Here is a 23,462-nt window from a genome sequence, read left to right as displayed (position 1 = left end):
TATGTTCTATGCGACCGATGCGAACCAGCACGGTCTGGCGCACGATCCGTTCAAGGCCATCGTTGCGCCGCGCCCCATCGGCTGGATCGGCAGCAAGGGGAGCGACGGGTCGATCAACCTGTCGCCCTATTCCTTCTTCAACGCTGTATGCGATCGGCCGAAGATTGTCATGTTCTCGTCCGACGGCAAGAAGGACAGCGTCAGGAACGCAGAAGAGACGGGTGTCTTTACCGCCAATCTCGTCAGCCGCAATCTCGTGGAGAAGATGAATGCCTCGTCGATCGCCGTCTCGTACGGCGTAAACGAGTTCGAACTGGCGGGCCTCACGGCAAAGACCGGTACCTTGGTAGACGCACCCTATGTTGCCGAGGCGTTTGCTGTTCTGGAGTGCCGGGTAACCGAGATTCTCAATCCGAGGACGCTCTCCGGCGAGCCGGCTCTGAATGTCATGGTCTTCGGCCAGGTCGTCGGCATTCACATCGACGAGACGATCATTCGGAACGGGCGCCTGGACATGTCGCTGGCGAGACCTGTGGCTCGCATGGGCTACATGGACTATAGCGAAGGCAGCGAGGTCTTCGAGATGATCCGCCCCAAGCCGCCGCAGAGCTAGGCTCGACGCTGAAGCCCGTCAGGCGGCAAAGACCGTGTTGATGACGGCCGCCTGTTCGGCGCTGATGGCGATCTTGCCGGCAAAGCCATCGCCGCGAGCCGAGTCGCATTCGACGCGGAAATGTTCGATATCCATGGCTGCCGAGGGCGTGTCGATCGCGCCGACACCCGCGGTGCTGGCTCCGAGCAGGGTCAAGGTACGGACGGCTTCGAGGGGAGCTGCCAGACGGCCGTTCGATTCATGCAGACGGTTGACGCCGATATTGCCGGCTGCCCGATCGGCCCACCATCCCAGCGCTTCCAATCTCTGCGATTTGGCACGATAGCTGCCGGCCGAAAAGGCGACCCCGGCATGATCGCCGGTCAGGGCCACGATTTTCGTGCGGCCAACGGGAAGCCCTGCCAGAGCTTCCTGAACGGAAATCATAACATCGAGCTGCTGCAGATCGGAGCCGCCGTCGGCATGCGGAAGGACGATGCCGGCAGGTTCGAGAGGAACCAGAGCCTCGAGATCACCTTGCAGAAGATCGCTCCCGGAAGCATGGGTCATGACGTAGAACACCATGGCCGAGGAATGATCCTGCCGCAGGAGATCGGCAGCTGCAAGGCGAGCTTCCTCGGCGTTCACGGCCTGCGCTTGGGACAGGTCAAGGACGAACGCATCGGCATTGCTGGCGAGACCTTCGACCAGCTTCGTTTCGTTGCCCGCAGGCGCCAGGAACCAGGACCTAATCAAGCGGAACTTCCCCAACTTGGCCTCAACAGGCCCTACGCAGGATGCATTACGTTACGTAAACTACCTTAGCTGGAATTGGATCCTCCGGGGAGGGGGACCGCCCCATAAACGGTCACATATCTCGGTCAGCGGTTAATGAATATGGTGAACCAATCATAAACTTTTTGAAGGTAACGTGAATGCTGTAGTTGGCGGACAAGGATTGTCCCGCAAGTATTGGGGCGTAACGTGATCGTAGAAGCATTTCTTCGCTGGGCGGAAACCGCCAAGACCGGAGACAGGGCGAAGGCAGCCAATGCATTGGGCCGGGCCTATCTTCAGTCTTCGATGCCTACCGAAGAACGCGCTGCTGCCGAAATGGCAATGACTTACCTGCTCGATGATCCGTCGCCTCGTGTGCGATTGTCCCTCGCAGAAGCACTTGCCCATTCGGATGCTGCACCACGGAATGTAATTTTATCGCTCGCGGAAGACCAGCCCGAGATTGCCGGCCAGGTCATTATTTCCTCGCCGCTCTTTTCGGACGTGGATCTGGTCGATCTTGCTGCACGAGGCACGAGCGTCACCCGAATTCTGATCGCTTCACGCGGCTCGGTCTCGCGATCGGTTTCGGCCGCGCTCGCCGAAGTGGGAGGCGAGGAGGATGTTCTCTGCCTTCTGGAGAATGATGGAGCAGCCATCTCACGCGCCTCGCTGAAGCGTGTAGCCGAGCGGCTTGGCGACTGCTGCGACGTGCGCAGGCTGCTGCTTGAGCGGGAAGATCTGCCTTCAGATGCGCGTCATTTGCTGATGCAGCGCGTCAGCGAGGCGCTTTCAGGCTTCAATCTCGTGCAGGCCGCCATCGGAAGCCAGCGACTGCGCCATATCACCCGCGAAGCCGGCGAGACCGCGACCGTTACCATTGCCGGCGCCGTGCGGCACGAAGATATTCCGGAACTGGTCGAGCACCTGCGGCTTTCCGGCCGGCTTACGCCCGCATTCCTGATGCATGCGCTCTGCTCCGGCAAGGTGGATTTCTTTGCGGCGACCATCGTCAGCCTTTCCGGCTGCGACGAACGCCGCGTGCGCTCGATCCTCGGCAATGGCCGCATGCATGCGGTGCGGGCGCTATATGAATCCGCAGGCCTGCCGCGCGATATCAGCGCCATTTTCGTGGAGGCCACGCTGCTCTGGCGCAATGCCTCCCGGGCGGATGCCGGGTCTGTCCTTGAAAACGTGTCGTCGCGGCTCCTGCAGATATTCCGCCGCAAGGACAGCGTATCCCCAGCCGCAACCGAGCTGATGGACATGGTCGAAAAGCTGCATATTGCTGAACAGAGGCAATCGGCCCGCAGCTTCGCCTCGCTTGCTTCTCTCGCAGCCGCTTGAAAGATCAGCCTTCGGAAGCTTCCCGATGGATACGGAGCTGAAGCTCCGGTTCGCGCTGAGCCTGCTCCTCGGCCAACTCCACTTCACGAATCCATTCACGCCAGATTGCGACGATGATTGCCATCAGAACCGGGCCGATGAACAGGCCGAGGAAACCCATGGTCTTCACGCCGCCGACAAGGCCGAAGAAGGTGGGCAGGAAAGGCAATTTGATCGGTCCACCAACAAGCTTGGGGCGCAAGGTCTTGTCGACGATGAAGAGCTCGACCGTTCCCCAGATCACCAGACCGATACCGGCGACATGATCACCGTTGGCCAGGAGGTAGATCGCGACAAGCGTAAACGAAAGCGGAGCACCGCCCGGAACAAGCGCCATGATCCCGGTCAGAACGCCAAGCGTGACAGGAGAGGGGACGCCGGCAACCCAATAGGCGAGGCCGAGAACGATGCCCTCGCCAATGGCGATGACCGTCATTCCCATGACTGTCGAACTGATGGTGGCCGGCACGACGCGCGAGATGCGCTCCCAGCGGTTCGGCAGGATGCGCTCGCCGATCAGGTCGAGCTGGCGCACGAATGACGCCCCGTCGCGATAGACGAAGAACAGCGCGATCAGCATGAAAAGAAGCGTCAGCACCACATGGAAGGCGCCGCCGCCGGCTGCCAGAACCGCGCGGTAGATATTGCCGATATTGGCGCCACTGACGACCTGCGCGAGCTCGCCGATCGAGCCGGGATCGCCGATATATTGCGTCCACTGCTCATCCAGCCACGAGCCGACAACGGGCAATGCCACGATCCATTGCGGCGTCGGAGCGCCGAAACGGTTGGCATGCACCGCCCAGGCGAACCAATCACGGACTTCGCCCGACGTGTAGATGACCGCAAAGACGATCGGCAGGACGAGGAAGGTGACAATCAGAATGATCGCGATGGTGGCGGCGATCGTGCGGTTGCCGCCGGTACGGCGCAGGAGATCGCTATAGAGCGGCCAGGTGGCAAAGCCGATCACCAGGGCGGCCAGCACCGGAATGATGAAGCCGTAGAAGAAATAGATGGCGGCAAGGGCAATGAAAAGCAGCAGCCATCGAGCAGCCGAAATCGAGGGAATAAGGGCGACCCGCGCCGACGCGGAAGGCCCCAGCCATCTCGGCTCTCTCGGATTCTGTCGTTCGAACATACCCACCCGGCTTCACTTCTTCAGTTTCTTCTTACATGAACCGGTTATGGGCCATGATCTGGGCTGTTTCAAGGGGAACAGCTGCCGCGCGCATATAATACGGCGGCATGACAAGATGAAGACTACCGCTGCGAGCAGCAGGTCCTGAACGCATCAAAGCTAAGAGCAGTGCGAAGCCTTATTGCGGACGACGAACGACCTTGAAGGCGTAGAACTGTGTCTTCTGGGTCGGATTGAAATTGTTGTCGGCCACGAAAATCAGGACGTCGGTTCCGTCCTTGGCCTTGCCCAGCGCCACGCCCTCGACATTGTCCGGTCCAAGGCCGAGCGAGCGCAGATCCATGACCTGAGCCTTCCGGACCGGTACGATCCGCTGGTCTGCCTTGGCGAGCGAAGGGATGTCCTTCACATCGGTCGCGCCGTCGAGATCGAACATGTTGATCACGGCAGAGTTTCCGACGCCCTGTGCGTAGCCACGTTCGATCGATAGAAGGTGATGGTCGTCCAGAGCCAGAAATTCGGACATGCCGAAATCGTTCCAGCCGTCCGGCTTTGCGGCGCCCTGCGGAATCGGCGAGACGGGATAGACATACTGCGCCTTCTGTTCGCCGGTCGCCGCATCGTAGCGGATCACGCGGTCGAGACTTCCGTTGGTGAGTGTCGTCATCGGTCCGTCCTGATAGAGGGCGGATTCGAGGCCGACGAGAAAATCGCCGGAAGGCAGGAAGGTCGTGCTTTCAAAGGCAAGATTATCACGGATGCCCGTGCTGTGATCTGCGGTGGGCGCAAAACCCTGGGGCAGGGTGAATTCCCTGACGAAGCTGCCGTCCGGCTTAGCGACGCGGACGAAGGGCGGCAGCAGCGCCTTGCCGTCGCCTTCGCTGCTCCAATAAATGCCGTCCTTGCCAATGCGGATCGATTCCGGATCGACGGTGCGGATCGCAAAGGGTTCGCCGCTATTGTCCTTCAGGACCACATGATCGACGACGGTAACGCCCTTCAGACCGTCCGCGCTGACATCAATGTCGAGATCGTAGAAGCGGGCAGGCGCCTTCTCGGAACGATCGTCGCTGATCGAAATATAATGACCGGTCGCGGGATCGAAATCGATGCCCGACAGACCTCCGACCTCCACGCCGCCTTCCATGAAGCCCGTGGGGATATCGAATTCGCCGAGATAGGAGAGGCTTATCCCCGCTTTGCAATCGCCGAACGGGCAGGGCACGTCGATGGTCTGGCCGATCCCGGTGGCGTAAGCGCTGGCGTTGAACAACAGAACAAGTGCACTGGTCGTCAAAAAGGGCTTAAGCATGGAAGGGTCCGGCAACATTGGATCAAAGGGAACGCCGGATGACAGAGAACCGGCAGCATATCTATGCACTGCCTTGTGACGCCTTTGTTACGCTGTGCGGTCCTGCCGATAAATTGATTGCCGACCCAGCCAAATCTTGGCTGGGCAGCGAATGGCGGATTGATCCGCTCCCGTATGCCTCGAACTCAGATATCGAGATTTTCCGCAAATGCCGCCCGCTCCTGAATGAAGCGGAAGCGGGCATCGGCCTTGGTGCCCATGAGATTATCGACGGCATCGCGTGTGCCTTCGAAATCGACCTCGTCGATCGCCACCTTGAGAAGCGTGCGCTTCGAGGGATCCATGGTCGTTTCCTTCAATTGCGCCGGCAGCATTTCGCCGAGGCCTTTGAAGCGACTGATTTCGATCTTGCCTTTGCCCTTGAACTCGGTGTCCATCAGCTCCTGGCGATGGCCATCGTCGCGGGCATAGGCGGATTTTGCGCCCTGCGTGATCTTGTAGAGCGGCGGCACGGCCAGGAAGAGATGGCCGCCGCGGATCAGCTCCGGCATTTCCTGATAGAAGAAGGTAATCAGCAGCGAAGCGATGTGAGCGCCGTCGACGTCGGCATCAGTCATGATGATGATGCGTTCGTAGCGGAGATCCTCGTCGCGGTATTTAGACCGCGTACCGCTGCCGAGCGCCTGGATCAGGTCCGAGATCTGCTGGTTGGCAGACAGCTTTTCGCGGCCGGCGCTGGCGACGTTCAAGATCTTTCCGCGCAGGGGAAGGATCGCCTGGTTGGCGCGGTTGCGCGCCTGCTTGGCCGAACCACCTGCCGAGTCACCTTCGACGATGAAGAGTTCGGCGCCTGCCGCCGTATTCTGCGCGCAGTCGGCGAGCTTGCCGGGCAGGCGCAGCTTGCGCACCGCCGTCTTGCGGTTGACCTCCTTTTCCTTGCGGCGACGAAGACGCTCCTCGGCGCGCTCGATCACCCAGTCGAGAAGCTTTTCGGCTTCGCCTGGATTGTCGGTCAGATAGTGGTCGAAAGGGTCGCGCAGCGCATTTTCGACGATGCGCTGAGCCTCGACCGTTGCAAGTTTGTCCTTGGTCTGGCCGACGAATTCCGGCTCGCGGATGAAAACGGAGAGCATGCCGGCGGCCGAGATCATCACGTCATCGCTGGTGATTTCCTTCGCACGCTTGTTCTGCGTCAGTTCGGCATAATTCTTCAGGCCACGCAGCAGGGCGAGGCGGAGGCCCGCCTCATGCGTGCCGCCTTCAGGCGTCGGAATCGTGTTGCAATAGGAATGGATTTGCGGATCGCCGCCATACCAGGTCACGGCCCACTCGAGCGAACCATGACCGCTGGTCTTTTCCGTTTTGCCGGCGAAGATCTCGCGGGTGACCGTGAATTCCTTTCCCATCGTCGCTTGAAGATAGTCCTTCAAGCCACCGGGGAAGTGGAAGACTGCCTTGTCCGGTATGTCGGAATTTTCGGGCAGAATTCCCTCTTCGCAGCTCCAGCGGATTTCGACACCGCCGAAAAGATAGGCCTTCGAGCGCGCCATGCGGAAGACGCGGGCAGGATCGAATCTGGCATGATCGCCAAAGATCTGCGGATCCGGATGGAAACGAACGCGCGTGCCACGGCGATTATGGACGTCGCCGAGCTCTTCCAGCCCGCCCTGCGGCAGGCCACGCGAAAAGCGCTGGCGATAGAGCTTGCGATTGCGGGCAACCTCGACTTCCAGATCGTCCGACAGCGCGTTGACGACAGACACACCGACGCCGTGCAGACCGCCCGAGGTCTCGTAAGCCTTGCCGTCGAACTTACCGCCCGCATGGAGCTTGGTCATGATGACTTCAAGCGTGGACTTGCCGGGGACCTGCGGGTGGTTCTCGACTGGGATGCCACGGCCGTTATCGGTAACGGTCAGATAACCCTGACGATCGAGATAGACTTCGATAAAGTTGGCATGTCCGGCAACAGCCTCGTCCATCGAGTTGTCGATGACTTCAGCGAAGAGATGATGCAGCGCCTTCTCGTCCGTACCACCGATATACATGCCGGGGCGCATGCGCACGGGTTCCAGACCCTCAAGCACGCGGATGGCAGAGGCGTCGTAGGTGTCGGAAGAGGACTGAGCTGGAGGTGCCGGACGCGGGGCAGGGGCGGCGGCAGCCTTTTCGACTGGCGCTGGGGCTTTTTCTGCCGTTTCCTGTTTCGGAGAAACCGGCAATCCGGCAAAGAGGTCGTTGCTTTCTTCCATGGGGTCGTTCAGATCTTCCTAGAGGGCCGGCGGTCGCGCGGGATCGCGCCGAACCCCAAAATCACCGCATTTGATGTCACGTTTGCGAATCAGACAAATTTTGCCAGAAATCGCCCGAAAGCGCGACGCCGCCGGTTTGGCGGAATAAATTTGAAGAAGATGTGCGTTGCCGGGCGTTCGATAGCAAGCCTCGGACGCAGCAAGGGAAGCGTTCACATGCAAATGTCCACAATTCATTTCGTCATTATCGCTGCAATTGTGGCCATTCTGCCGTTCGCCGGCAGCGCCGGCGCGACTGACGGCGCGCTGAAACCCTTCAAAGACGAGCTCTTTTCGAAACAGACCGTCATCGAGAGCCACGACAACGGCGCTTTCGAGACGATCGACTATCAGGAAATGCGCGATATCAACGGCCGCGATGAAATCCCCGAGCGGCGGGTCAAGGGTCCCTACGTTTCGCTTGGCGTGCGCTGGAAGCAACAGGATCAGACGCTGACATTGGGCGATCGTAAGGTCGATGTATCCCGAACGGGGCTCGACGCGAAACAGGCCTTCACCGTGATTTTCATTCACGGGCGGGGTGGCGACCGGAGGCTCGGCTCGAACGATTACACCTTCGGCGGCAACTTCAACCGGCTGAAGAACCTGGCAGTCGACAATGGCGGTACCTACTATGCGCCAAGCGTGAAGACCTTCGACAGCGATGGTGTCGCCGATATTGCGGCGCTGATCCGATATTCCTATGAGCAATCAGGCGGAAAGCCCGTCATCCTGACCTGCGGCTCCATGGGCAGCTTCATCTGCTGGGGGATTACCCGCGACGGCGAAAGCGTGAAACGGCTGAAGGGCATGGCGATCCTCAGCGGCGTCACCGATCCGGATTTCACCAAGAGCGTCTTCTACAAGTCCAAACTGCCGCTCTGGTTTGCACAGGGGAGCCGAGATCCGGTCTATCCGCCAGCTGCCCAGGAGGCGCTGTTCGAGCAGCTCTACAAGGGTGGCTACCCAACCCGGTTCACGCTCTACCAGACCGGCAATCACGGCACACCAATACGCATGACGGACTGGCGAAAGATGCTAAACTGGATCCTCGCAACTAGCCGCTAGAGACTATTTTCGTAGATCGTAAATTTTCAAACGATTTGAATTCCTTAGGCAACTTTCATTTTCACGGCGGTTTTGTTAGTCCGACTAAGAGCCAGGGGAGTGAAGCGAAGAATGACAACAAAAATGCGTCCGCTCGTTGCGGGGAACTGGAAAATGAACGGCACTCGGGAGTGCCTGACCCAGATCAAGGCGATCGCGGAAGGAGTAAAGGGACCGCTTTCCGAAAAGATCGAGGCGCTGCTTTGCCCGCCGTCGACGTTGCTCTACGTCTCGACGGCACTCGCCGACGACAGTCCACTGGCGATTGGGGCCCAGGACTGCCACCAGGATCGCTGTGGCCCGCATACCGGTGACATTTCCGCCGATATGATTGCCGACTGCTTCGGCACCTATGTCATCGTCGGCCATTCCGAACGCCGGACGCATCACGGAGAAACCGACCAGCTCGTTCGCGCAAAGGCCGCGGCTGCCCATGAAGCCGACCTGACGGCGATCATCTGCGTCGGCGAAACGGCGGAGGAGCGCGCAGACGGCCGTACGCTGGATGTGTTGAACAAAGAGATATGCGCTTCGGTTCCAGAGGGAGCGAGGGCCGACAGGACCGTCATTGCCTACGAGCCCGTCTGGGCCATTGGTAGCGGCCACACGCCTACGGCTGCCGACATCGAGGCAGCGCACGCATTCATGCGAGCAAGGCTCGTGGAACTATTCGGGGACGAGGGGCAAAAGATGCGGATATTGTACGGCGGATCGGCCAACCCGACCAATGCGCGCGATTTGATCCGCATCCCCGAGGTCAATGGACTTCTTGTTGGCGGGGCGAGCTTGAAAGCGGCGGACTTCCTCGCCATTTACGGTGCATACGAGCAACTTCCGGCCTGATCGCCTGAACTCTCATCTACTCCCCGGTCAAAAAGACTTGGAATAGATGAAAGCCTCATGTAAAGAGCCGCCAGCTTTTCTTCATTATGCCCGCGTAAGTGGGCAGGACTGGATCTATGCAAACCGTACTGCTTGTCATCTATCTCATGGTTGTCATCGCCTTGATCGGCGTCGTGCTGATCCAGCGCTCGGAAGGCGGCGGGCTCGGTATCGGCGGCGGGTCCGGCTTTATGTCGGCTCGCGGAACGGCAAACGTCCTAACGAGAACGACTGCAATTCTTGCAGCGTTGTTCTTCGTTCTGGCGCTCGGTATGAACGTGCTGTCGCGCTTCGAAGGCCGTCCGACCGATATTCTCGACCGGATTCCGGCAACGAGCGGCCAAGGCAACGGCATTCTCGATTCGCTCGGCGGCAACAAGGGCGCTCAGCCGGCAAACGGCCAGGCTCCCGCTCCGGCCGGCAATGGCGTTCCGAATAGCGGCGATGCCGCACCTCAGGCTCCGGCGGCGGGACAGCCCGCTCCGGCAGGTCAGGCACCGGCTGCGACCGCACCGGCGCAAGGCAACTCCGGCGTACCGACAGGTCAGTAAGCCGAGAGTTCAAGAAATCATCTTCCGGCAGGTCTCAGGATCTGCCGGTTTTCTTTTGTCGACGTTCCGCTTAGCTTCCAAAAAATCCGGAAAGGAATTTTTGGGCTGGCGGAATCATTTGTTAAAAGGTATCCGGTGACTCCCATGGCGCGATATGTATTCATCACTGGCGGCGTGGTTTCTTCTCTTGGAAAAGGAATTGCGGCCGCGGCTCTCGGAGCGTTGTTGCAGGCCCGTGGTTATCGGGTCCGGCTTCGCAAACTCGACCCCTATCTGAACGTGGATCCGGGCACCATGAGCCCGACCCAGCACGGCGAGGTCTTCGTCACCGACGACGGAGCGGAAACCGACCTCGATCTCGGTCACTACGAACGCTTCACCGGCCGTTCGGCGACAAAGACCGACAACATCACCACCGGTCGCATCTACAAGAATATCATCGACAAGGAACGCCGCGGCGACTATCTCGGCGCCACCGTTCAGGTCATTCCGCATGTGACCAACGAGATCAAGGATTTCGTCACCGAGGGCAATGATGACTACGATTTCGTCATCTGTGAAATCGGCGGCACGGTCGGCGACATCGAAGCCATGCCCTTCATGGAAGCGATCCGCCAGCTCGGTAACGACCTGCCGCGCGGCACCGCAATCTACGTCCACCTGACGCTGATGCCCTATATTCCGGCGGCCGGCGAATTGAAGACCAAGCCGACGCAGCACTCCGTCAAGGAACTGCGGGCGCTGGGTATTCATCCCGATATCTTGCTGGTTCGCGCCGACCGCGAAATTCCGGAGGCAGAGCGCCGCAAGCTCTCGCTCTTCTGCAACGTGCGGCCGTCTGCCGTCATCCAGGCGCTCGATGTTGCCAACATTTATGACGTGCCCATGGCCTATCACAAGGAAGGCCTGGACAACGAAGTTTTGGCCGCATTTGGCATCGAGCCGGCACCGAAACCGCGTCTGGAGCAGTGGGAAGAGGTCTGCAACCGCATCCGTACTCCGGAAGGCGAAGTGACGATCGCAATTGTCGGCAAGTACACCGGTCTCAAGGATGCGTACAAGTCGCTGATCGAGGCGCTTCACCACGGTGGCATCGCCAACCGGGTCAAGGTCAAGCTCGAGTGGATCGAATCGGAAGTCTTCGAGAAGGAAGATCCGGCGCCCTATCTCGAGAAGGTCCATGGCATTCTCGTTCCGGGCGGCTTCGGCGAGCGCGGCTCGGAAGGCAAGATCCATGCGGCGCGCTTCGCCCGCGAGCGGCAGGTGCCGTATTTCGGCATATGCTTCGGCATGCAGATGGCTGTGATCGAGGCGGCGCGCAATCTCGGCGGCGTGGAAGCGGCATCTTCGACGGAATTCGGTCCGACCAAGGAGCCCGTCGTCGGTCTGATGACCGAGTGGCTGAAGGGCAACGAGTTGCAGAAGCGCACCGCATCGGGCGACCTCGGCGGCACGATGCGCCTCGGTGCCTACAGGGCAGCCCTCAAGAAAGATACGAAGATCGCGCAGATCTACGGTTCGACCGATATCTCGGAACGCCATCGCCACCGCTACGAAGTCAATATCGACTACAAGGACCGACTGGAGAATTGTGGCTTGATCTTCTCCGGCATGTCGCCTGACGGCATCTTGCCCGAGACGATCGAATATCCGGATCATCCCTGGTTCATCGGCGTTCAGTACCATCCGGAACTGAAATCCCGCCCGCTCGATCCGCATCCGTTGTTTGCAAGCTTCATCGAAGCGGCGCTGGAACAGAGCCGTTTGGTCTAGGCCTTTCCCGGACATTTAGATGTATGAGACACAAAACCCGGCGAAGGCCGGGTTTTGCTATTTCCGGCATCACATAATCTTTTCAATTCCCGAGCGTGCTCTGACGCGAGGCGGTGACAGTCTCGTCGGGGAACCTCATAGGCTGATGGTACCGAGAGCTGATAGGATCACTTCTCGGTGTCAGCTTCGGTGCGACGGGGGAATCCGCCTTGCTCCAAAAGGCTAAAAGGCTACAACGGCTTGCAGATCCGCGGCGCGTGACGCATCATCCGGTCTCGAACGGCCGCGACAGCCCCACGCGAAGCGGCACACCGATCAGAGGGAATGACCATGGACGGGAAAAACGGACTGGTTCGGATCGCGTTCGCCGTGGCTTTATGTGCATTCGGAGCCCAGGACGCGCTGGCGCAATCCGCAGCCAGTTGTTCGCTTCAACCGGTCAACGCGACGACACGGCTGACGTTGCATTGCGGCCGCGGAATAAGCATCACGGCGGAAAGCGGCGCACGCTTCCAGTTTCTGGACCGCAATGGCGACGGCCAGATCGACGCGGCTTCGCTCGATGGCAAGGCCATCGTGCTCGATGTCGATAGCGCCCGCGTCAAGGGCGGCTTTCAGGTGGTGACACCCCAGGCGATCGCGGCGGTGCGAGGAACTCGTTGGGCGGTCGACGTTCAGAGCGACAAGACGGCTGTGCTCGTGCTGCGCGGACGTGTTTCCGTGCGTCGCTCGGACCAAAGAAACGGCGTCGTACTTGGCGTCGGGCAGGGGGTGGACGTCCAGTCAGGCACTAGCACGCCGTTGACCGTCAAGCGCTGGCCCACGGCGCGCGTCAATGCGCTGATGGCAAGGCTGGGTCAATAACGCACAATGCGAAAGCCTCCACTACTGACCTTGGTCGCGGCCCTCCTCGCGGCCTCATGGGGAGCCAGCCTTGGCGTGCTGCATCTCAGGGGCGACATACCGGTAATCGATGGTGTCGAAGCGACGCTGACGAATTTCAGGACGACGCTGCTTGGGCGACATACACCTCCTGATATCGTGACCATAGTTGCTATCGATGACGATACGGCGCGGCAAGCCGGCGCCTACCCCCTGCCACGCGCAACATTGGCCAAGATCGTTACCAACATCCAGAAATCGAAGCCCAAGGCGATCGCGCTCGACATGCTTCTTGTCGACGCGGGGCCGGAGGAGGGCGACAAGGCCCTGGCAGATGCGCTGGGCCAGGGAAACACTGTCCTTGCCGCTGCGGCAGTCTTTCCAGAGAGCCGGCAGCAGATCGCGGATACCGGCGAGAACCTGCTGACCGGGCTTCCTAAGGCCAGCGAACTGCTCCTGCCGCAACGACGCTTCACGGATGCGGCTGCGGTTGGTTTCGTCAACGTGCAGACAGACAAGAGCGGAGCGCCCCGCTTCGTGCCGATGTTACTGCGCAGTGGCACCAGCATAGTGCCTTCCTTCCCCCTGCGCGTGGCCACGCTTGCAAGCGGCGCCGATCCGGTTATCGAGCCGGATGGTATCCTGCTTGGAGATCGCGAGGTCGGAACGGATATAGGCCATATGCTGCCACTATCCTTTTACGGTCCGCGCGGCACGATCCGCACCATCAGCGCCACCGCGGTGTTGAACGGACAGATTCCCGAGAACGTCATCAAGGACCATATCGTGGTCATAGGAGCGACGGTGACGGGCGGCGGCGATGTGTTTCCGACGCCTTTCGATCCTGTTTTTCCTGGAGCGGAGGTCATCTCGACCGCGATAACCCATCTGATGGCCGGCGATGGACTGGTCCGTGATCATAACGTCAGGCTCATCGATGCGGGGTTGGCGGTCGCCTTGTCCGTCCTGCTCATCGGGCTCCTTGCCTGGCAGCGCAGTGCGATCGGTATCGCCACGATCCTGAGCGTCATCTTCCTCTGGGCGATGGTGAATTTGGCCGCATTCGCACATGGCATCTGGCTTTCGGCAGCACTGCCCATGGCGGCGGCTGGGCCGCCGGCAGTTCTCTTCGGCGCCGCTCAACTTCTCCTCGGCAGGCGCCAGGCGCATCATTTCGCGCAGCAGAGCCAGCTTTTGCAGCGCGTCCAGGCGCCGGGCCTTACGGAGTTCCTAGCCCGTAATCCCGATTTTCTGACCCAGCCGGTCCGGCAGGACGCAGCTGTCGTCTTCATTGACATCAACGGCTTCACCGGCTTGAGCGAAACGATCGGTCCGACGGCAGTACGGGAATTGCTGAACGACTTTTACAATCTTGTCGATGATGAAGTCATTGCCAACAACGGCGCCATCATCAGCTTCATGGGTGACGGCGCCATGATCCTGTTCGGCCTGCCGCAACCGGGACCGCAGGATGCAACAAACGCCTTGCGCTGCTGCGTCAGGCTTGCCGACCGTACGCGGCGCTGGCTTGAAGGGCTTCCGGAGGCAACGACGTCGCGCATCGGTTTCAAGATCGGCGCCCATTTCGGTACCATCGTCGCCTCGCGACTAGGCGGCGGCAGCCGACAGCAGATCACAGCGACAGGCGACACTGTGAACGTCGCAAGCCGGCTCATGGAGGTTGCTGCCCGTTTCGGCAACGAGGTTGCGATCAGCGACGAACTTCTCAAGGTTGCCGGTCGTGACAGCGAGCCTTTTCAAACCGGCACCCTGGATGGACCAATGGAAACCCAGCTTCGTGGTCGAGCAGGTTCGATTGCGGTGTGGCTATGGAAAATATAGGGCCGCAATGCGCATTCGCGTGCGGCCCCTCGTAAGTTTCATACCGCTATTGGTTCCTCGCCGACGGAATCCAGCAGTTTCTGGAACCGCGGCAGGCTGCGAAGAGGATCGAGGTCCGAATCGTTGCGGAACCAGTAGAGATGATAGCTCGAGCTGTGCGGGAGCAACGTCTCCAGAAGATCGAGTGCGCGATCCAGATCGCCCAGCATCGAATAGACGCAGGCGATGTTGTATTGCGCGACGATATCATCCGGATCAATCGCCAGGGCGCGCTCCGCCCATTCCCGGGCGCGTTCCTCATCTCCCATATGCGCCAATGCCAGGGCGCCACGATGCGCAGGGCCGGAGTTCTCGGGGCTGAGGTTCAAGGCACGCTCCGCGCGCTCGAAACCGACCCTTGCCCAGCGTTCCTGCTCGACCTGCAGCCCCAGTGAGCGATAGGCGCTCATCAGATGAACCGGCGTCAGGTAGTCATCTTCCCTGATAGCAGCGGCGCGTTCGAAATAATGCACGGCTTCCTGAAAGCAACCTTGCATGAAAAAGACGCGGGCATAATGGAAATTGGCCTCATAAAGAGTGGGGTCGATTTCCAGAGCGCGTTCGAAGGCAATGCGCGCTTCCTCGTCTCGGCCGCTCTGATGCAAGGCCAATCCGTAGGAAGCCTGTGCCTCTGCGAGATTGGGGTTCAGTTCCACCGCCTTGGCGCTCGCCTTCATGATGCATTCGAGCGGGAATTCCTGGGCATTCCAATCCCTGAGTGCCGCATCGCAGGCGGCGATACCGGCATAGGCGCCGGCATAGCCGGGATCCAGCTGAACCGCTTTCAGGAACATCCGCCGCGCCAGCAGAAGATAGGTCCTTGTCCAGCTATGCGAGAACTGCCGCCCTCGGAGATAGTAGGTGTAGGCTTCCACGTTGGCGGTAGGTTCGCTCTCGATCGCTTTTTTCTCGTCCGGCAGCAGCTTGACCTTGAGCTGATTGACGATCGCATGGGTGATCTCGTCCTGAATGGCAAAGATGTCCGTCAGGTCACGATCATAGCGATCCGCCCAGATATGCGCGCCGTTGCGGGCGTCGATCAGCTGACCCGTGATGCGAACGCGACGCGCCGCCTTGCGCACGCTGCCTTCCAGCACGTAGTGGACGCCGAGTTCCTGCGCCACCTGCTTCACCTTGACGGACTTGCCCTTGTAGGTGAAGGCGGTGTTGCGGGCGACGACATGCAGGCCCGATATTTTCGAGAGATCGGTGATGATGTCTTCGGTAATGCCGTCGGAGAAATATTCCTGCTCCGGATCATCGCTCATATTCGTGAACGGCAAGACGGCAACCAGCCGCTTGCCACCACCCTGGGCCGCAAGGTAGACGGCAGCCGCGCGCCGGCGATGCGACGACGGATCGCCAAACGAGATCGTGTAGACCCGAACACCGCGGGCAATATTCTTCAGGAAATGCTCACCGCGGTCTTCGAACGCGAGATCAAGACGGGAGCCGATCTGATCGTGCACGGAGGAGGAGATGGCGATGCCATTGGGCTCGGCGATGCTTTCCAGCCGTGCGGCCACATTGACACCGTCGCCAAAGATATCGCCGTCCTCGACGATCACGTCGCCAAGGTTGACACCAATGCGCAATTCGATGCGGCTATCCTGCGGGATATCCTTGTTGCGCTCGACCATGCCGCGCTGGACTTCGGCTGCGCAGGCGACGGCGTTTACGACGCTTGGAAATTCCACGAGCATTCCGTCGCCGGTCAACTTGACGATGCGTCCGCGGTGGTTTGCGATTGTCTTGTCGACCAATTCGGCACGATGAGCCCTGACCGCTGCCAGCGTGCCGGCCTCGTCCATGCCCATCAATCGGCTGTAGCCGACGATATCAGCAGCGAGAATCGCAGTGAGACGGCGTTCCAAGAGCCCTCCACATCCATCCTGCGTCCCAAAGGAACAATCTATTCCGATGTTATCCCAATGTCGTGCATTTTCCATGTGTGCACCACCGGCTGCGAAAATCAACCAAGCGGCGCTGATAGCATCGAATGCCACAGCTCGCGAGATCGCATTTAGGATTAATCTTTTTGGAACAAGGGCTATATAAGCACGAATTTCTCTAACCCCTTTCGGTCATAAAACCTCGAATCCGGGGCCAGATACGTGGTTTTAACGTTGCTAAAACCACGGGGAAGAAGCGACGAATCCGGTGAATTGGCGCGCACAAAATCGAGAGCGCGCCCTCTATGACCGCATTTGGGGGATGGAATCAGCAACTGCTCGGTCAGGACGAGGTGAGCAGAGAGCAGGCGCCGAATCGCTCCGGCGCCTCGAATCGTCTCTCACGCCGCCTTCGGCATGGGACCGACGTAACGCGACTGCGGGCGGATAAGCCGGCCCTCGAGTATCTGTTCGCGGGCGTGGGCGATCCAACCGACCGTGCGCCCGATCGCAAAGACCCCGGTGAAGGATTCACGCGGGAAGCCGAGCGCATCGAGCAGCAATGCCGTGTAGAATTCGACATTCGTTTCCAGCGGTCGATCGGGCTTGCGTTCCTTCAGAAGCGCAAGTGCCGCGACCTCGACCGCTTCGGCCAAGGCAATGCGCTCGGCGTCGACCTGGCCACCGTCGATGATGGGTTTCAAGGCTGCTTTGAGAGCATCGGCACGAGGGTCCCGAACACGATAAATGCGATGGCCGAAGCCCATGAGGCGCTCACCGCGATCGAGCTGGTGGGCAAGCCACGTGCGTGCCCTGTCGGGGCTGCCCACCGCATCCAGCATGTCAAGCACCGGTCCCGGCGCACCTCCGTGCAGAGGGCCCTTCAAGGCGCTGAGCGCAGCGAGCACGGAAGAGGTGAGACCTGCGTGCGTGGAGGCGATGACCCGAGAGGCGAAGGTCGAGGCGTTCAGTCCATGGTCGGAGATCGTAACCAGATAGGCATCCAGACCCGCCGTCTGCTCCGGGGTCGGGGCAACGCCGTTCATCATGCGCAGAATATCGGCAGCCTGAGACAGAGCTGCATCGGGTCGAATCGCCTCATCGCCGCGCTTGAGGCGCAGGACCGCCGGCAGGAATACGGCCGGAGCCGCCATCAGGGTTACGGCCGTCGCGAGGTCGTCGCCATCGGCCACGCGCGCCAGCAGCGCCCGCATGGCATCGACGGGGGGCAGCGCGAGGAGCGCCGGGCCTGCCGCTTCCACATGGCTGAACAGAGCCACTCGCGCAGCGCCAAGCAACATGTCGAGACGCCGTGCGTCAAAATCCTCCTGAAACAGGCCGCCGAGCAGCAGCGCCGCGACATCCTCATAGTGGCTGGTCGCCACCAGATCGTCCAGCGATACGCCGCGAATGATCAGGCGTCCCGCTGCACCATCAACATCGGAAAGCTGGGTTTCGGCTGCGACCACGTCATCAAGTCCACTTTTCATTGCCATTCTCCTTTGACTTTCCCTCTAGATCGGCACAAATGATATTGACGTCAATCTTGATGAAATTGATCAATGTGAGGTTCCATGACCTGGCTGACGGCTGAACAGGCGCTTATCCTGCTCGGAACGAAATCCCAGACGCTCTATGCCAATGTCAGCCGTGGTCGCATCCGCGCCAAACCCGATCCTTCGGACACGCGACGCAGCCTCTATTTCGGCGAGGACGTGAACAAACTTGCCGCCCGACACCCGGGACGACGCAAGAGTGAGGCGGTGGCGGAGGAAGCGATCCGCTGGGGCGATCCGGTGCTTTCTTCTGCCTTATCGACTGTCACCGATGGGAGACTTTTCTATCGCGGGCGCGATGCCGCCCGGCTCTCCGAGGCCTCGACGCTGGAAGACGTCGCCTGCCTGCTGTGGGATATGAAGCGACCTTTGCGATTGAATGGAAAGGTCTCACAGATGGCCGAGCCGAGGCTTGCTACGGCCTTCGCCGCGCTGGCGCATCGAGCACCTAATGACCTCCCGTCTCTCGGGCGATCCGCCGTTGCCCTGCAGGCAGAGGCAGAGGATGTCCTGATGACCGTTGCCGATGCGCTGGCACCCGGCGCCCACGATATGACGCTGGACCAGCGCCTGGCAGAAAACTGGAAGCGTCCCGAGGCGGCTGATCCGATCCGGCGCGCGATGGTGTTGCTCGCCGATCATGAACTGAATGCCTCGACCTTCGCGGCGCGGATTACGGCATCGGCGGGCGCCACGCTTTCTGCCGTCGTGCTATCCGGTCTTTCGACACTGACCGGACCGCTTCATGGCGGGGCTTGGCGTGGCGTTTCGGGTTTGGTCGATACGGCTACTGCGATGGGTGCAAGGGAGGCAGTTCAATCCTACCTGGCGCAAGGACAGTCGCTGCCTGCCTTCGGCCATCCGCTTTATCCGGACGGGGATGTTCGCGCACAGGCGCTATTGCCGCATATCCCTCTGCCGCCGATCTTTGCGGAACTTCAGGCCGCAGGGGAGGAGATGGTTGGGGAACGGGGAAATATCGACTTTGCCCTGTCGGCGCTGGCTGACGTCTTCGACCTGCCGAGAGATGCGCCGCTGACCATCTTCGCTCTCGCCCGTACCGTGGGTTGGCTTGCGCATGCCATGGAGCAGGTGACCAGCGGCAGGCTCATAAGGCCCCGTGCCCGCTATGTGGGTCCGTCACTTGAGGTGTAGTGGAATAGCGGCTCAGCCTTGCCCGACAGCGTCTCTATTGCGCTGCGATAGCGCCGCCCAGGTGACGGGCATGCGCCCTGTCACCACAAGGTGAATCGTGCCGATCGCAATCAGGCCCACGACGATGTTGGCCACGACGAATAGAACTGGTGCGAGCACGGTGATCAGCCCTGTATCGCCGCGATCGATGAGACGGAGCGGCGCGGAGGCGAGGGCGGTCGCGCCGAAGGTGAAGGCCCAGTAGGACGGGGCGAAGGGCTCCTGCCTGATCCAAGGATATAGCCGCAGCAGGATCAGCGCCTGCAGAACGGCATAGCCGACCATCGCGTGCACGATAATGTCAGGAGGCCCCTGAGTGACGCTGAGATAGGCGACCGCGCCGACCGGAGCCGGCGCGAGCTGGACGCCGAGCGTCGGGCGCATCGGCGGCGGCAGTGCTACGGTATAGAAGCGATGCAGCAGTACGGATTCGATCGCCAGCCAGGTAAAGATACCGGCGCCGAAGGCATATTGTCCCCAATCGGGGTGACCGATGGCGCCGGCGATGATGGCGGTGACGAAACTTCCGGCGACGGCCGGCAGATAGAGAACGGGGGTCGTCATGGCGTCCTGTCGATCACCCTGCCAGAGGCCACCGGTGCGCCAGACGGCGAAGAGCAGGGTATAGAGGGCGCCGAGACCGAACAGAACTTCGGCGCCTCCGTGCGAGTAGGGCAGAAGCCCGCCCGCAGCAAGCATGGTGGCGACGCCCACCAGCCCGATGAAACAGCATTGAACGGGGTGGACGACCTCCTTGAGAGCCTCTTCGCGCGCCACCAGCCATTTCAGGGCAAAAAGGATGATCAGCAATGCCCATACGGCGATCGCAACAAAGGTGATGATCTCACCGATGAGAGCCGGCAAATGCCAGACCTGATGCGCAAGCCGCCATGCGGTTCCGAGACCGGCAAGTCCCAACACCATACCAAAGAACGCGGCCGGGACGAGCGGCACCTTCACAGCGGACATTACCAATTCTCCTAGAATGCAGGACCCCAAGATATGGCGTCTTAGACGCCTTCATAAATAAGCTGCGTGAAGAAACGCGGCGTTATCACGAATTTTCCCCAAGTAGCATCGTATCGTGACGTTGGCTTTGCGGCCACCACTTCCTCAAGAGAACGTCCCTGTTTCTTCAGCTTTGCGACATTGTCGCGCGAATGCGCAAGCATGTCGTGGAAGGCCACGAGTTGTTTGTGGTTGCCAACGGGGCCGTGGCCGGGGATCACGACCGTCTTGCTGGTCGTTGCCTTCACGTTGGCGGCGGCTGCCTTGATCATACCGTCGATATTTCCGCCCGTGGAATAATCGATAAACGGATAGATGCCATTCCAGAACGTATCTCCGGTGTGCAGGACGTCGGCTTCCTCGAAGGTCACGGAGATATCGCCATCGGTATGTGCCGGATCATAATGCTTCAGAATGATGGTCGCCCCATTCCATTTGAGGGTTCGTTCCGAATTCATCAGCGCAGTCGGCAGGGCGGCAGGAGGCGAGGCGGGAAAATTGAAATCCCAGTCCTGAACGCGCTGCGCGGAAGAGAGATGTGTCAACGTATTCTGCTGCGCGATGATCTCGGCACCTTCGGAATGAAGCCACTCGTTTCCATCCGTGTGGTCGAAATGCCAGTGCGTATTGATGAGGTGGGTAATGGGCTGGTCGCCAAGGTCGGCAAGGGCCTTTTCGATACGAGGCCGTGTTGCCGTGATGCCTGCATCCACCAGCACCTTGCCGTCATCGCCCGTCAGCACCGCAATGTTGCCGCCGGAACCGGACAGGACGTTGACACCGCCTTTGAGCTTGCGTGTGTTGATCTGGGCTTTTGCGGCCTCATCGCGGATCATGTCGACGATATTGCCGGCGGCGGCAAAGACCTCGGCTGGAGTCAACCAGGCTCCGGTCGCAGCAAAGGCGGCGCCGCCGATGCAGCACAGGCAAAAGCCTCGGCGAGACATGCCGGATTGGTGATGATTGTTCATGATGTTTTCCCCCAGGGAATGCTTGGTGCGTTTATGCTTCGAGAGACCGGCGCCCTGCAGCGCCGGCCTTCAGCGATCAGGCCTTGAGAAACGCAAGCAGGTCGGCGTTGAACTTGTCCTTTTCCGTCGCCGTCAAACCGTGTGCTCCACCGGGATAGACCTTGAGCGTTGCGTCCTTGACGATCTTGGAAGCGATGCGGGCGGCTGCAACGATCGGGACGATCTGGTCGTCGTCGCCGTGAATGAAGAGCGTCGGAATGTCGAACTTCTTCAGGTCTTCCGTCAGGTCGGTCTCGGAGAATACCTTAACGCAATCGTAGGAGCCCTTGATGCCGACTTGCATGCTCTGCAGCCAGAACTGCTCGCGCAGACCTTCACTGACCTTGGAGCCTTCACGGTTCGCGCCATAGAACGGGAAGGCCAGGTCCTTATAGAATTGCGAACGGTCACCGGCGACACCGGCGCGGATGCCGTCGAATACCGAGAGCGGCAAGCCCTCGGGATTGGCCTCCGTCTTCAACATCAGCGGCGGAATGGCGCCGACCAGCACAGCCTTCGCCACCCGGCTCGTGCCGTGACGGCCTATAAAGCGGGTCACTTCGCCGCCGCCGGTGGAATGGCCGACCAGAATGATATCCTTCAGATCGAGAGCCTCGATGACTGCAGCAAGGTCATCGGCATAGGTGTCCATATCGTTGCCGTCCCAGGTCTGGCTGGAGCGACCGTGGCCGCGGCGATCATGGGCGACGGCGCGGTAGCCGTTGGAGGCAACGAAGAAGAGCTGGTCGTCCCAGGCATCCGCATTCAGCGGCCAGCCATGGCTGAAAACAACCGGTTGTCCCTTGCCCCAGTCCTTATAGAAAATCTGGGCGCCATCCTTCGTGGTAATCGTCGGCATAGTGAAACCCCTTCTTGTCCAGTTGGTTAGGCGAGTTGCGACTCAAAAATCGAATGAGAATCGGGAGTACGGGCAATAGAATTCGGCGTCGGAGGCGTGACGTTCCGAACGCCTGAACCGATCATTGTCGATATCGGCGGAGCTTGATTGTCGATTCTTGCCACTTTCACCTGAATCCGGCTTACGTGGTTCACTGCGCCGGCTTTGTGACGTAAGCTTCGCTTGCGTGTTTGCGTCCCTCTGCATAGCTTGCAAGCCATTAGTTCAGTGGCAAACCGCCGCAAGATTCTTTATTGGATACGAGAACCCCCTCCCAAGGAGATTTGAAATGCAGATTGGTATGATTGGTCTCGGCCGCATGGGCAGCAACATGGTCCAGCGACTTATGAAGAATGGCCACAGTGCCGTTGTCTTCGACGCTCGCGCACAGAGCGTTGAGGAGCTCGCCAACCTCGGCGCCACAGGCAGCAGTTCGCTGGAAGACTTCGTTTCGAAGCTCGAAAAGCCGCGTGCCGTCTGGATGATGCTGCCGGCTGCGATCGTCGATGCCGAACTCACCAAGCTCGTCCCGCTCCTCGAAGAGGGCGACATCATCATCGACGGCGGCAATTCCTACTATCACGACGACATTCGTCGCGCCGCCATGCTGAAGCAGAAGGGCATCCATTACGTGGACGTCGGCACCAGCGGCGGCGTCTTCGGCCTGCAGCGCGGCTACTGCCTGATGATCGGCGGCGAAACGCCGACCGTCCAGCATCTGTCGCCGATCTTCGCAACCTTGGCGCCCGGTGTCGGCGACGTGAAGCCGTCTCCGCAGCGCACCGAAGTCGCAGCCGCCAAGAGCACTGCCGAACAGGGCTTCCTGCATTGCGGCCCGCATGGTGCCGGTCACTTCGTCAAGATGGTCCATAACGGCATCGAGTATGGCCTCATGGCCGCCTATGCCGAAGGCCTCAATATCCTCAAGCATGCCAATATCGGGATGCAGAAGGCGGAAATCGATGCCGAGACTGCGCCGCTCTCCAATCCGGAATTCTATCAGTACAATATCGATATCGCCGAGGTTTCCGAAGTCTGGCGCCGCGGCAGCGTCATCACCTCATGGCTCCTCGACCTGACTGCCGATGCGTTGCATGCCGATGCTGGCCTGACGCAATATGCGGGCCGCGTCTCGGACTCGGGCGAAGGTCGCTGGACGATCTCCGCCGCTATCGACGAAGGCGTTCCGACGCCGGTGCTCAGCGCCGCACTCTACGGCCGCTTCTCTTCGCGCGGCAATGACGATTTCGCCAACCAGATCCTGTCGGCCATGCGCGCCGGCTTTGGCGGCCATCACGAAAAGCCGGCTGCCAAGTAAGTCGGACAAAC

19 protein-coding genes are annotated in these 23,462 nt (G+C 60.2%); 10 read left to right on the top strand and 9 right to left on the bottom strand.

Annotated features, from left to right (window positions below):
• The first annotated feature begins 1 nt into the window (after nucleotide 1).
• On the top strand, nucleotides 2-613 hold the full coding sequence (locus tag DTW90_RS18620; RefSeq protein ID WP_149340080.1) for a flavin reductase family protein: 612 nt from the start codon (nucleotides 2-4) through the stop codon (nucleotides 611-613).
• 18 nt (nucleotides 614-631) lie between these two features.
• Here DTW90_RS18620 and DTW90_RS18615 read toward each other — a convergent pair whose 3' ends face one another.
• On the bottom strand, nucleotides 632-1,348 hold the full coding sequence (locus tag DTW90_RS18615) for an aldolase/citrate lyase family protein (protein ID WP_188079980.1): 717 nt from the start codon (nucleotides 1,346-1,348) through the stop codon (nucleotides 632-634).
• A 228-nt stretch (nucleotides 1,349-1,576) separates the two neighbouring features.
• Between DTW90_RS18615 and DTW90_RS18610 the strand changes: the two genes are divergently transcribed.
• Nucleotides 1,577-2,716, top strand: coding sequence for a DUF2336 domain-containing protein (locus tag DTW90_RS18610; protein ID WP_149340077.1), 1,140 nt, complete (start codon nucleotides 1,577-1,579; stop codon nucleotides 2,714-2,716).
• Nucleotides 2,717-2,720: 4 nt separating this feature from the next.
• Here the strand turns inward: DTW90_RS18610 and DTW90_RS18605 are convergent, their stop codons facing one another.
• The 3 genes from DTW90_RS18605 to parE form a co-directional block, all read right to left on the bottom strand.
• On the bottom strand, nucleotides 2,721-3,902 hold the full coding sequence (locus DTW90_RS18605) for an AI-2E family transporter (RefSeq protein WP_188079979.1): 1,182 nt from the start codon (nucleotides 3,900-3,902) through the stop codon (nucleotides 2,721-2,723).
• 172 nt (nucleotides 3,903-4,074) lie between these two features.
• Complete coding sequence (locus DTW90_RS18600) at nucleotides 4,075-5,208, bottom strand: esterase-like activity of phytase family protein (protein ID WP_149340075.1); 1,134 nt, start codon at nucleotides 5,206-5,208, stop codon at nucleotides 4,075-4,077.
• A 185-nt stretch (nucleotides 5,209-5,393) separates the two neighbouring features.
• Nucleotides 5,394-7,460 (bottom strand): DNA topoisomerase IV subunit B, encoded by a 2,067-nt coding sequence (gene parE, locus DTW90_RS18595; protein WP_149340074.1) that lies wholly within the window; start codon nucleotides 7,458-7,460, stop codon nucleotides 5,394-5,396.
• A gap of 216 nt (nucleotides 7,461-7,676) precedes the next feature.
• Here parE and DTW90_RS18590 point away from each other — a divergent pair, with 216 nt between their 5' ends.
• From DTW90_RS18590 to DTW90_RS18565, 6 genes are all read left to right on the top strand, one after another.
• Nucleotides 7,677-8,567: an alpha/beta hydrolase gene (locus DTW90_RS18590; RefSeq protein ID WP_132524866.1), complete on the top strand. Its 891-nt coding sequence runs from the start codon at nucleotides 7,677-7,679 to the stop codon at nucleotides 8,565-8,567.
• 111 nt (nucleotides 8,568-8,678) lie between these two features.
• Nucleotides 8,679-9,449 carry a triose-phosphate isomerase gene (tpiA, locus tag DTW90_RS18585; RefSeq protein WP_149340073.1) on the top strand — a complete coding sequence of 257 codons (771 nt, stop codon included), beginning with the start codon at nucleotides 8,679-8,681 and terminating at the stop codon, nucleotides 9,447-9,449.
• Between the two features lie 116 nt (nucleotides 9,450-9,565).
• Entirely contained in the window at nucleotides 9,566-10,039 is a 474-nt protein-coding gene (secG, locus tag DTW90_RS18580; RefSeq protein ID WP_132524870.1) for a preprotein translocase subunit SecG, read from the top strand.
• A 144-nt stretch (nucleotides 10,040-10,183) separates the two neighbouring features.
• Nucleotides 10,184-11,812, top strand: coding sequence for a CTP synthase (locus DTW90_RS18575; protein WP_188079978.1), 1,629 nt, complete (start codon nucleotides 10,184-10,186; stop codon nucleotides 11,810-11,812).
• A gap of 330 nt (nucleotides 11,813-12,142) precedes the next feature.
• A complete protein-coding gene (locus DTW90_RS18570; protein ID WP_246664973.1) occupies nucleotides 12,143-12,676 on the top strand; it encodes a FecR domain-containing protein in 534 nt (177 codons plus the stop codon).
• 6 nt (nucleotides 12,677-12,682) lie between these two features.
• On the top strand, nucleotides 12,683-14,536 hold the full coding sequence (locus DTW90_RS18565; protein ID WP_149340069.1) for an adenylate/guanylate cyclase domain-containing protein: 1,854 nt from the start codon (nucleotides 12,683-12,685) through the stop codon (nucleotides 14,534-14,536).
• A gap of 38 nt (nucleotides 14,537-14,574) precedes the next feature.
• On the opposite strand, the gene DTW90_RS18560 is transcribed toward DTW90_RS18565, so the two are convergent.
• Both DTW90_RS18560 and DTW90_RS18555 read right to left on the bottom strand, forming a co-directional pair.
• The gene (locus DTW90_RS18560; protein WP_188079977.1) at nucleotides 14,575-16,449 is read right to left on the bottom strand and encodes an adenylate/guanylate cyclase domain-containing protein; all 1,875 of its coding nucleotides are present in this window, start codon (nucleotides 16,447-16,449) and stop codon (nucleotides 14,575-14,577) included.
• Between the two features lie 419 nt (nucleotides 16,450-16,868).
• Nucleotides 16,869-17,957 carry a citrate synthase/methylcitrate synthase gene (locus tag DTW90_RS18555; protein ID WP_149340066.1) on the bottom strand — a complete coding sequence of 363 codons (1,089 nt, stop codon included), beginning with the start codon at nucleotides 17,955-17,957 and terminating at the stop codon, nucleotides 16,869-16,871.
• A gap of 84 nt (nucleotides 17,958-18,041) precedes the next feature.
• Between DTW90_RS18555 and DTW90_RS18550 the strand changes: the two genes are divergently transcribed.
• Complete coding sequence (locus DTW90_RS18550; RefSeq protein WP_149340064.1) at nucleotides 18,042-19,178, top strand: citrate synthase; 1,137 nt, start codon at nucleotides 18,042-18,044, stop codon at nucleotides 19,176-19,178.
• 12 nt (nucleotides 19,179-19,190) lie between these two features.
• Here DTW90_RS18550 and tehA read toward each other — a convergent pair whose 3' ends face one another.
• The 3 genes from tehA to DTW90_RS18535 all read right to left on the bottom strand — a co-directional run bounded on the left by tehA (nucleotide 19,191) and on the right by DTW90_RS18535 (nucleotide 22,094).
• Nucleotides 19,191-20,186, bottom strand: a complete 996-nt coding sequence (tehA, locus tag DTW90_RS18545) for a dicarboxylate transporter/tellurite-resistance protein TehA (protein ID WP_149340063.1) — start codon at nucleotides 20,184-20,186, stop codon at nucleotides 19,191-19,193.
• Nucleotides 20,187-20,227: 41 nt separating this feature from the next.
• A complete protein-coding gene (locus DTW90_RS18540) occupies nucleotides 20,228-21,196 on the bottom strand; it encodes an MBL fold metallo-hydrolase (RefSeq protein ID WP_149340061.1) in 969 nt (322 codons plus the stop codon).
• 76 nt (nucleotides 21,197-21,272) lie between these two features.
• Nucleotides 21,273-22,094 carry an alpha/beta hydrolase gene (locus DTW90_RS18535; RefSeq protein ID WP_149340060.1) on the bottom strand — a complete coding sequence of 274 codons (822 nt, stop codon included), beginning with the start codon at nucleotides 22,092-22,094 and terminating at the stop codon, nucleotides 21,273-21,275.
• A gap of 328 nt (nucleotides 22,095-22,422) precedes the next feature.
• Between DTW90_RS18535 and gnd the strand changes: the two genes are divergently transcribed.
• Nucleotides 22,423-23,451 carry a phosphogluconate dehydrogenase (NAD(+)-dependent, decarboxylating) gene (gnd, locus tag DTW90_RS18530; protein WP_132524888.1) on the top strand — a complete coding sequence of 343 codons (1,029 nt, stop codon included), beginning with the start codon at nucleotides 22,423-22,425 and terminating at the stop codon, nucleotides 23,449-23,451.
• Nucleotides 23,452-23,462: the final 11 nt, after the last annotated feature.

Origin of the sequence: Neorhizobium sp. P12A (assembly GCF_008365395.1) — a bacterium.
Classification (GTDB): domain Bacteria; phylum Pseudomonadota; class Alphaproteobacteria; order Rhizobiales; family Rhizobiaceae; genus Rhizobium.
This window is presented reverse-complemented; position numbering and strand designations above follow the sequence as displayed.

What these genes read in the sequence shown, in the direction of transcription:
- DTW90_RS18620 (WP_149340080.1), top strand. Translation starts at nt 2, where the DNA reads ATGTTCTATGCGACCGATGCGAACCAGCACGGTCTGGCGCACGATCCG.
- DTW90_RS18600 (WP_149340075.1), bottom strand. Translation starts at nt 5,208, where the DNA reads ATGCTTAAGCCCTTTTTGACGACCAGTGCACTTGTTCTGTTGTTCAAC.
- parE (WP_149340074.1), bottom strand. Translation starts at nt 7,460, where the DNA reads ATGGAAGAAAGCAACGACCTCTTTGCCGGATTGCCGGTTTCTCCGAAA.
- DTW90_RS18590 (WP_132524866.1), top strand. Translation starts at nt 7,677, where the DNA reads ATGCAAATGTCCACAATTCATTTCGTCATTATCGCTGCAATTGTGGCC.
- tpiA (WP_149340073.1), top strand. Translation starts at nt 8,679, where the DNA reads ATGACAACAAAAATGCGTCCGCTCGTTGCGGGGAACTGGAAAATGAAC.
- secG (WP_132524870.1), top strand. Translation starts at nt 9,566, where the DNA reads ATGCAAACCGTACTGCTTGTCATCTATCTCATGGTTGTCATCGCCTTG.
- DTW90_RS18575 (WP_188079978.1), top strand. Translation starts at nt 10,184, where the DNA reads ATGGCGCGATATGTATTCATCACTGGCGGCGTGGTTTCTTCTCTTGGA.
- DTW90_RS18570 (WP_246664973.1), top strand. Translation starts at nt 12,143, where the DNA reads ATGGACGGGAAAAACGGACTGGTTCGGATCGCGTTCGCCGTGGCTTTA.
- DTW90_RS18565 (WP_149340069.1), top strand. Translation starts at nt 12,683, where the DNA reads ATGCGAAAGCCTCCACTACTGACCTTGGTCGCGGCCCTCCTCGCGGCC.
- DTW90_RS18555 (WP_149340066.1), bottom strand. Translation starts at nt 17,957, where the DNA reads ATGAAAAGTGGACTTGATGACGTGGTCGCAGCCGAAACCCAGCTTTCC.
- DTW90_RS18550 (WP_149340064.1), top strand. Translation starts at nt 18,042, where the DNA reads ATGACCTGGCTGACGGCTGAACAGGCGCTTATCCTGCTCGGAACGAAA.
- tehA (WP_149340063.1), bottom strand. Translation starts at nt 20,186, where the DNA reads ATGTCCGCTGTGAAGGTGCCGCTCGTCCCGGCCGCGTTCTTTGGTATG.
- DTW90_RS18540 (WP_149340061.1), bottom strand. Translation starts at nt 21,196, where the DNA reads ATGAACAATCATCACCAATCCGGCATGTCTCGCCGAGGCTTTTGCCTG.
- DTW90_RS18535 (WP_149340060.1), bottom strand. Translation starts at nt 22,094, where the DNA reads ATGCCGACGATTACCACGAAGGATGGCGCCCAGATTTTCTATAAGGAC.
- gnd (WP_132524888.1), top strand. Translation starts at nt 22,423, where the DNA reads ATGCAGATTGGTATGATTGGTCTCGGCCGCATGGGCAGCAACATGGTC.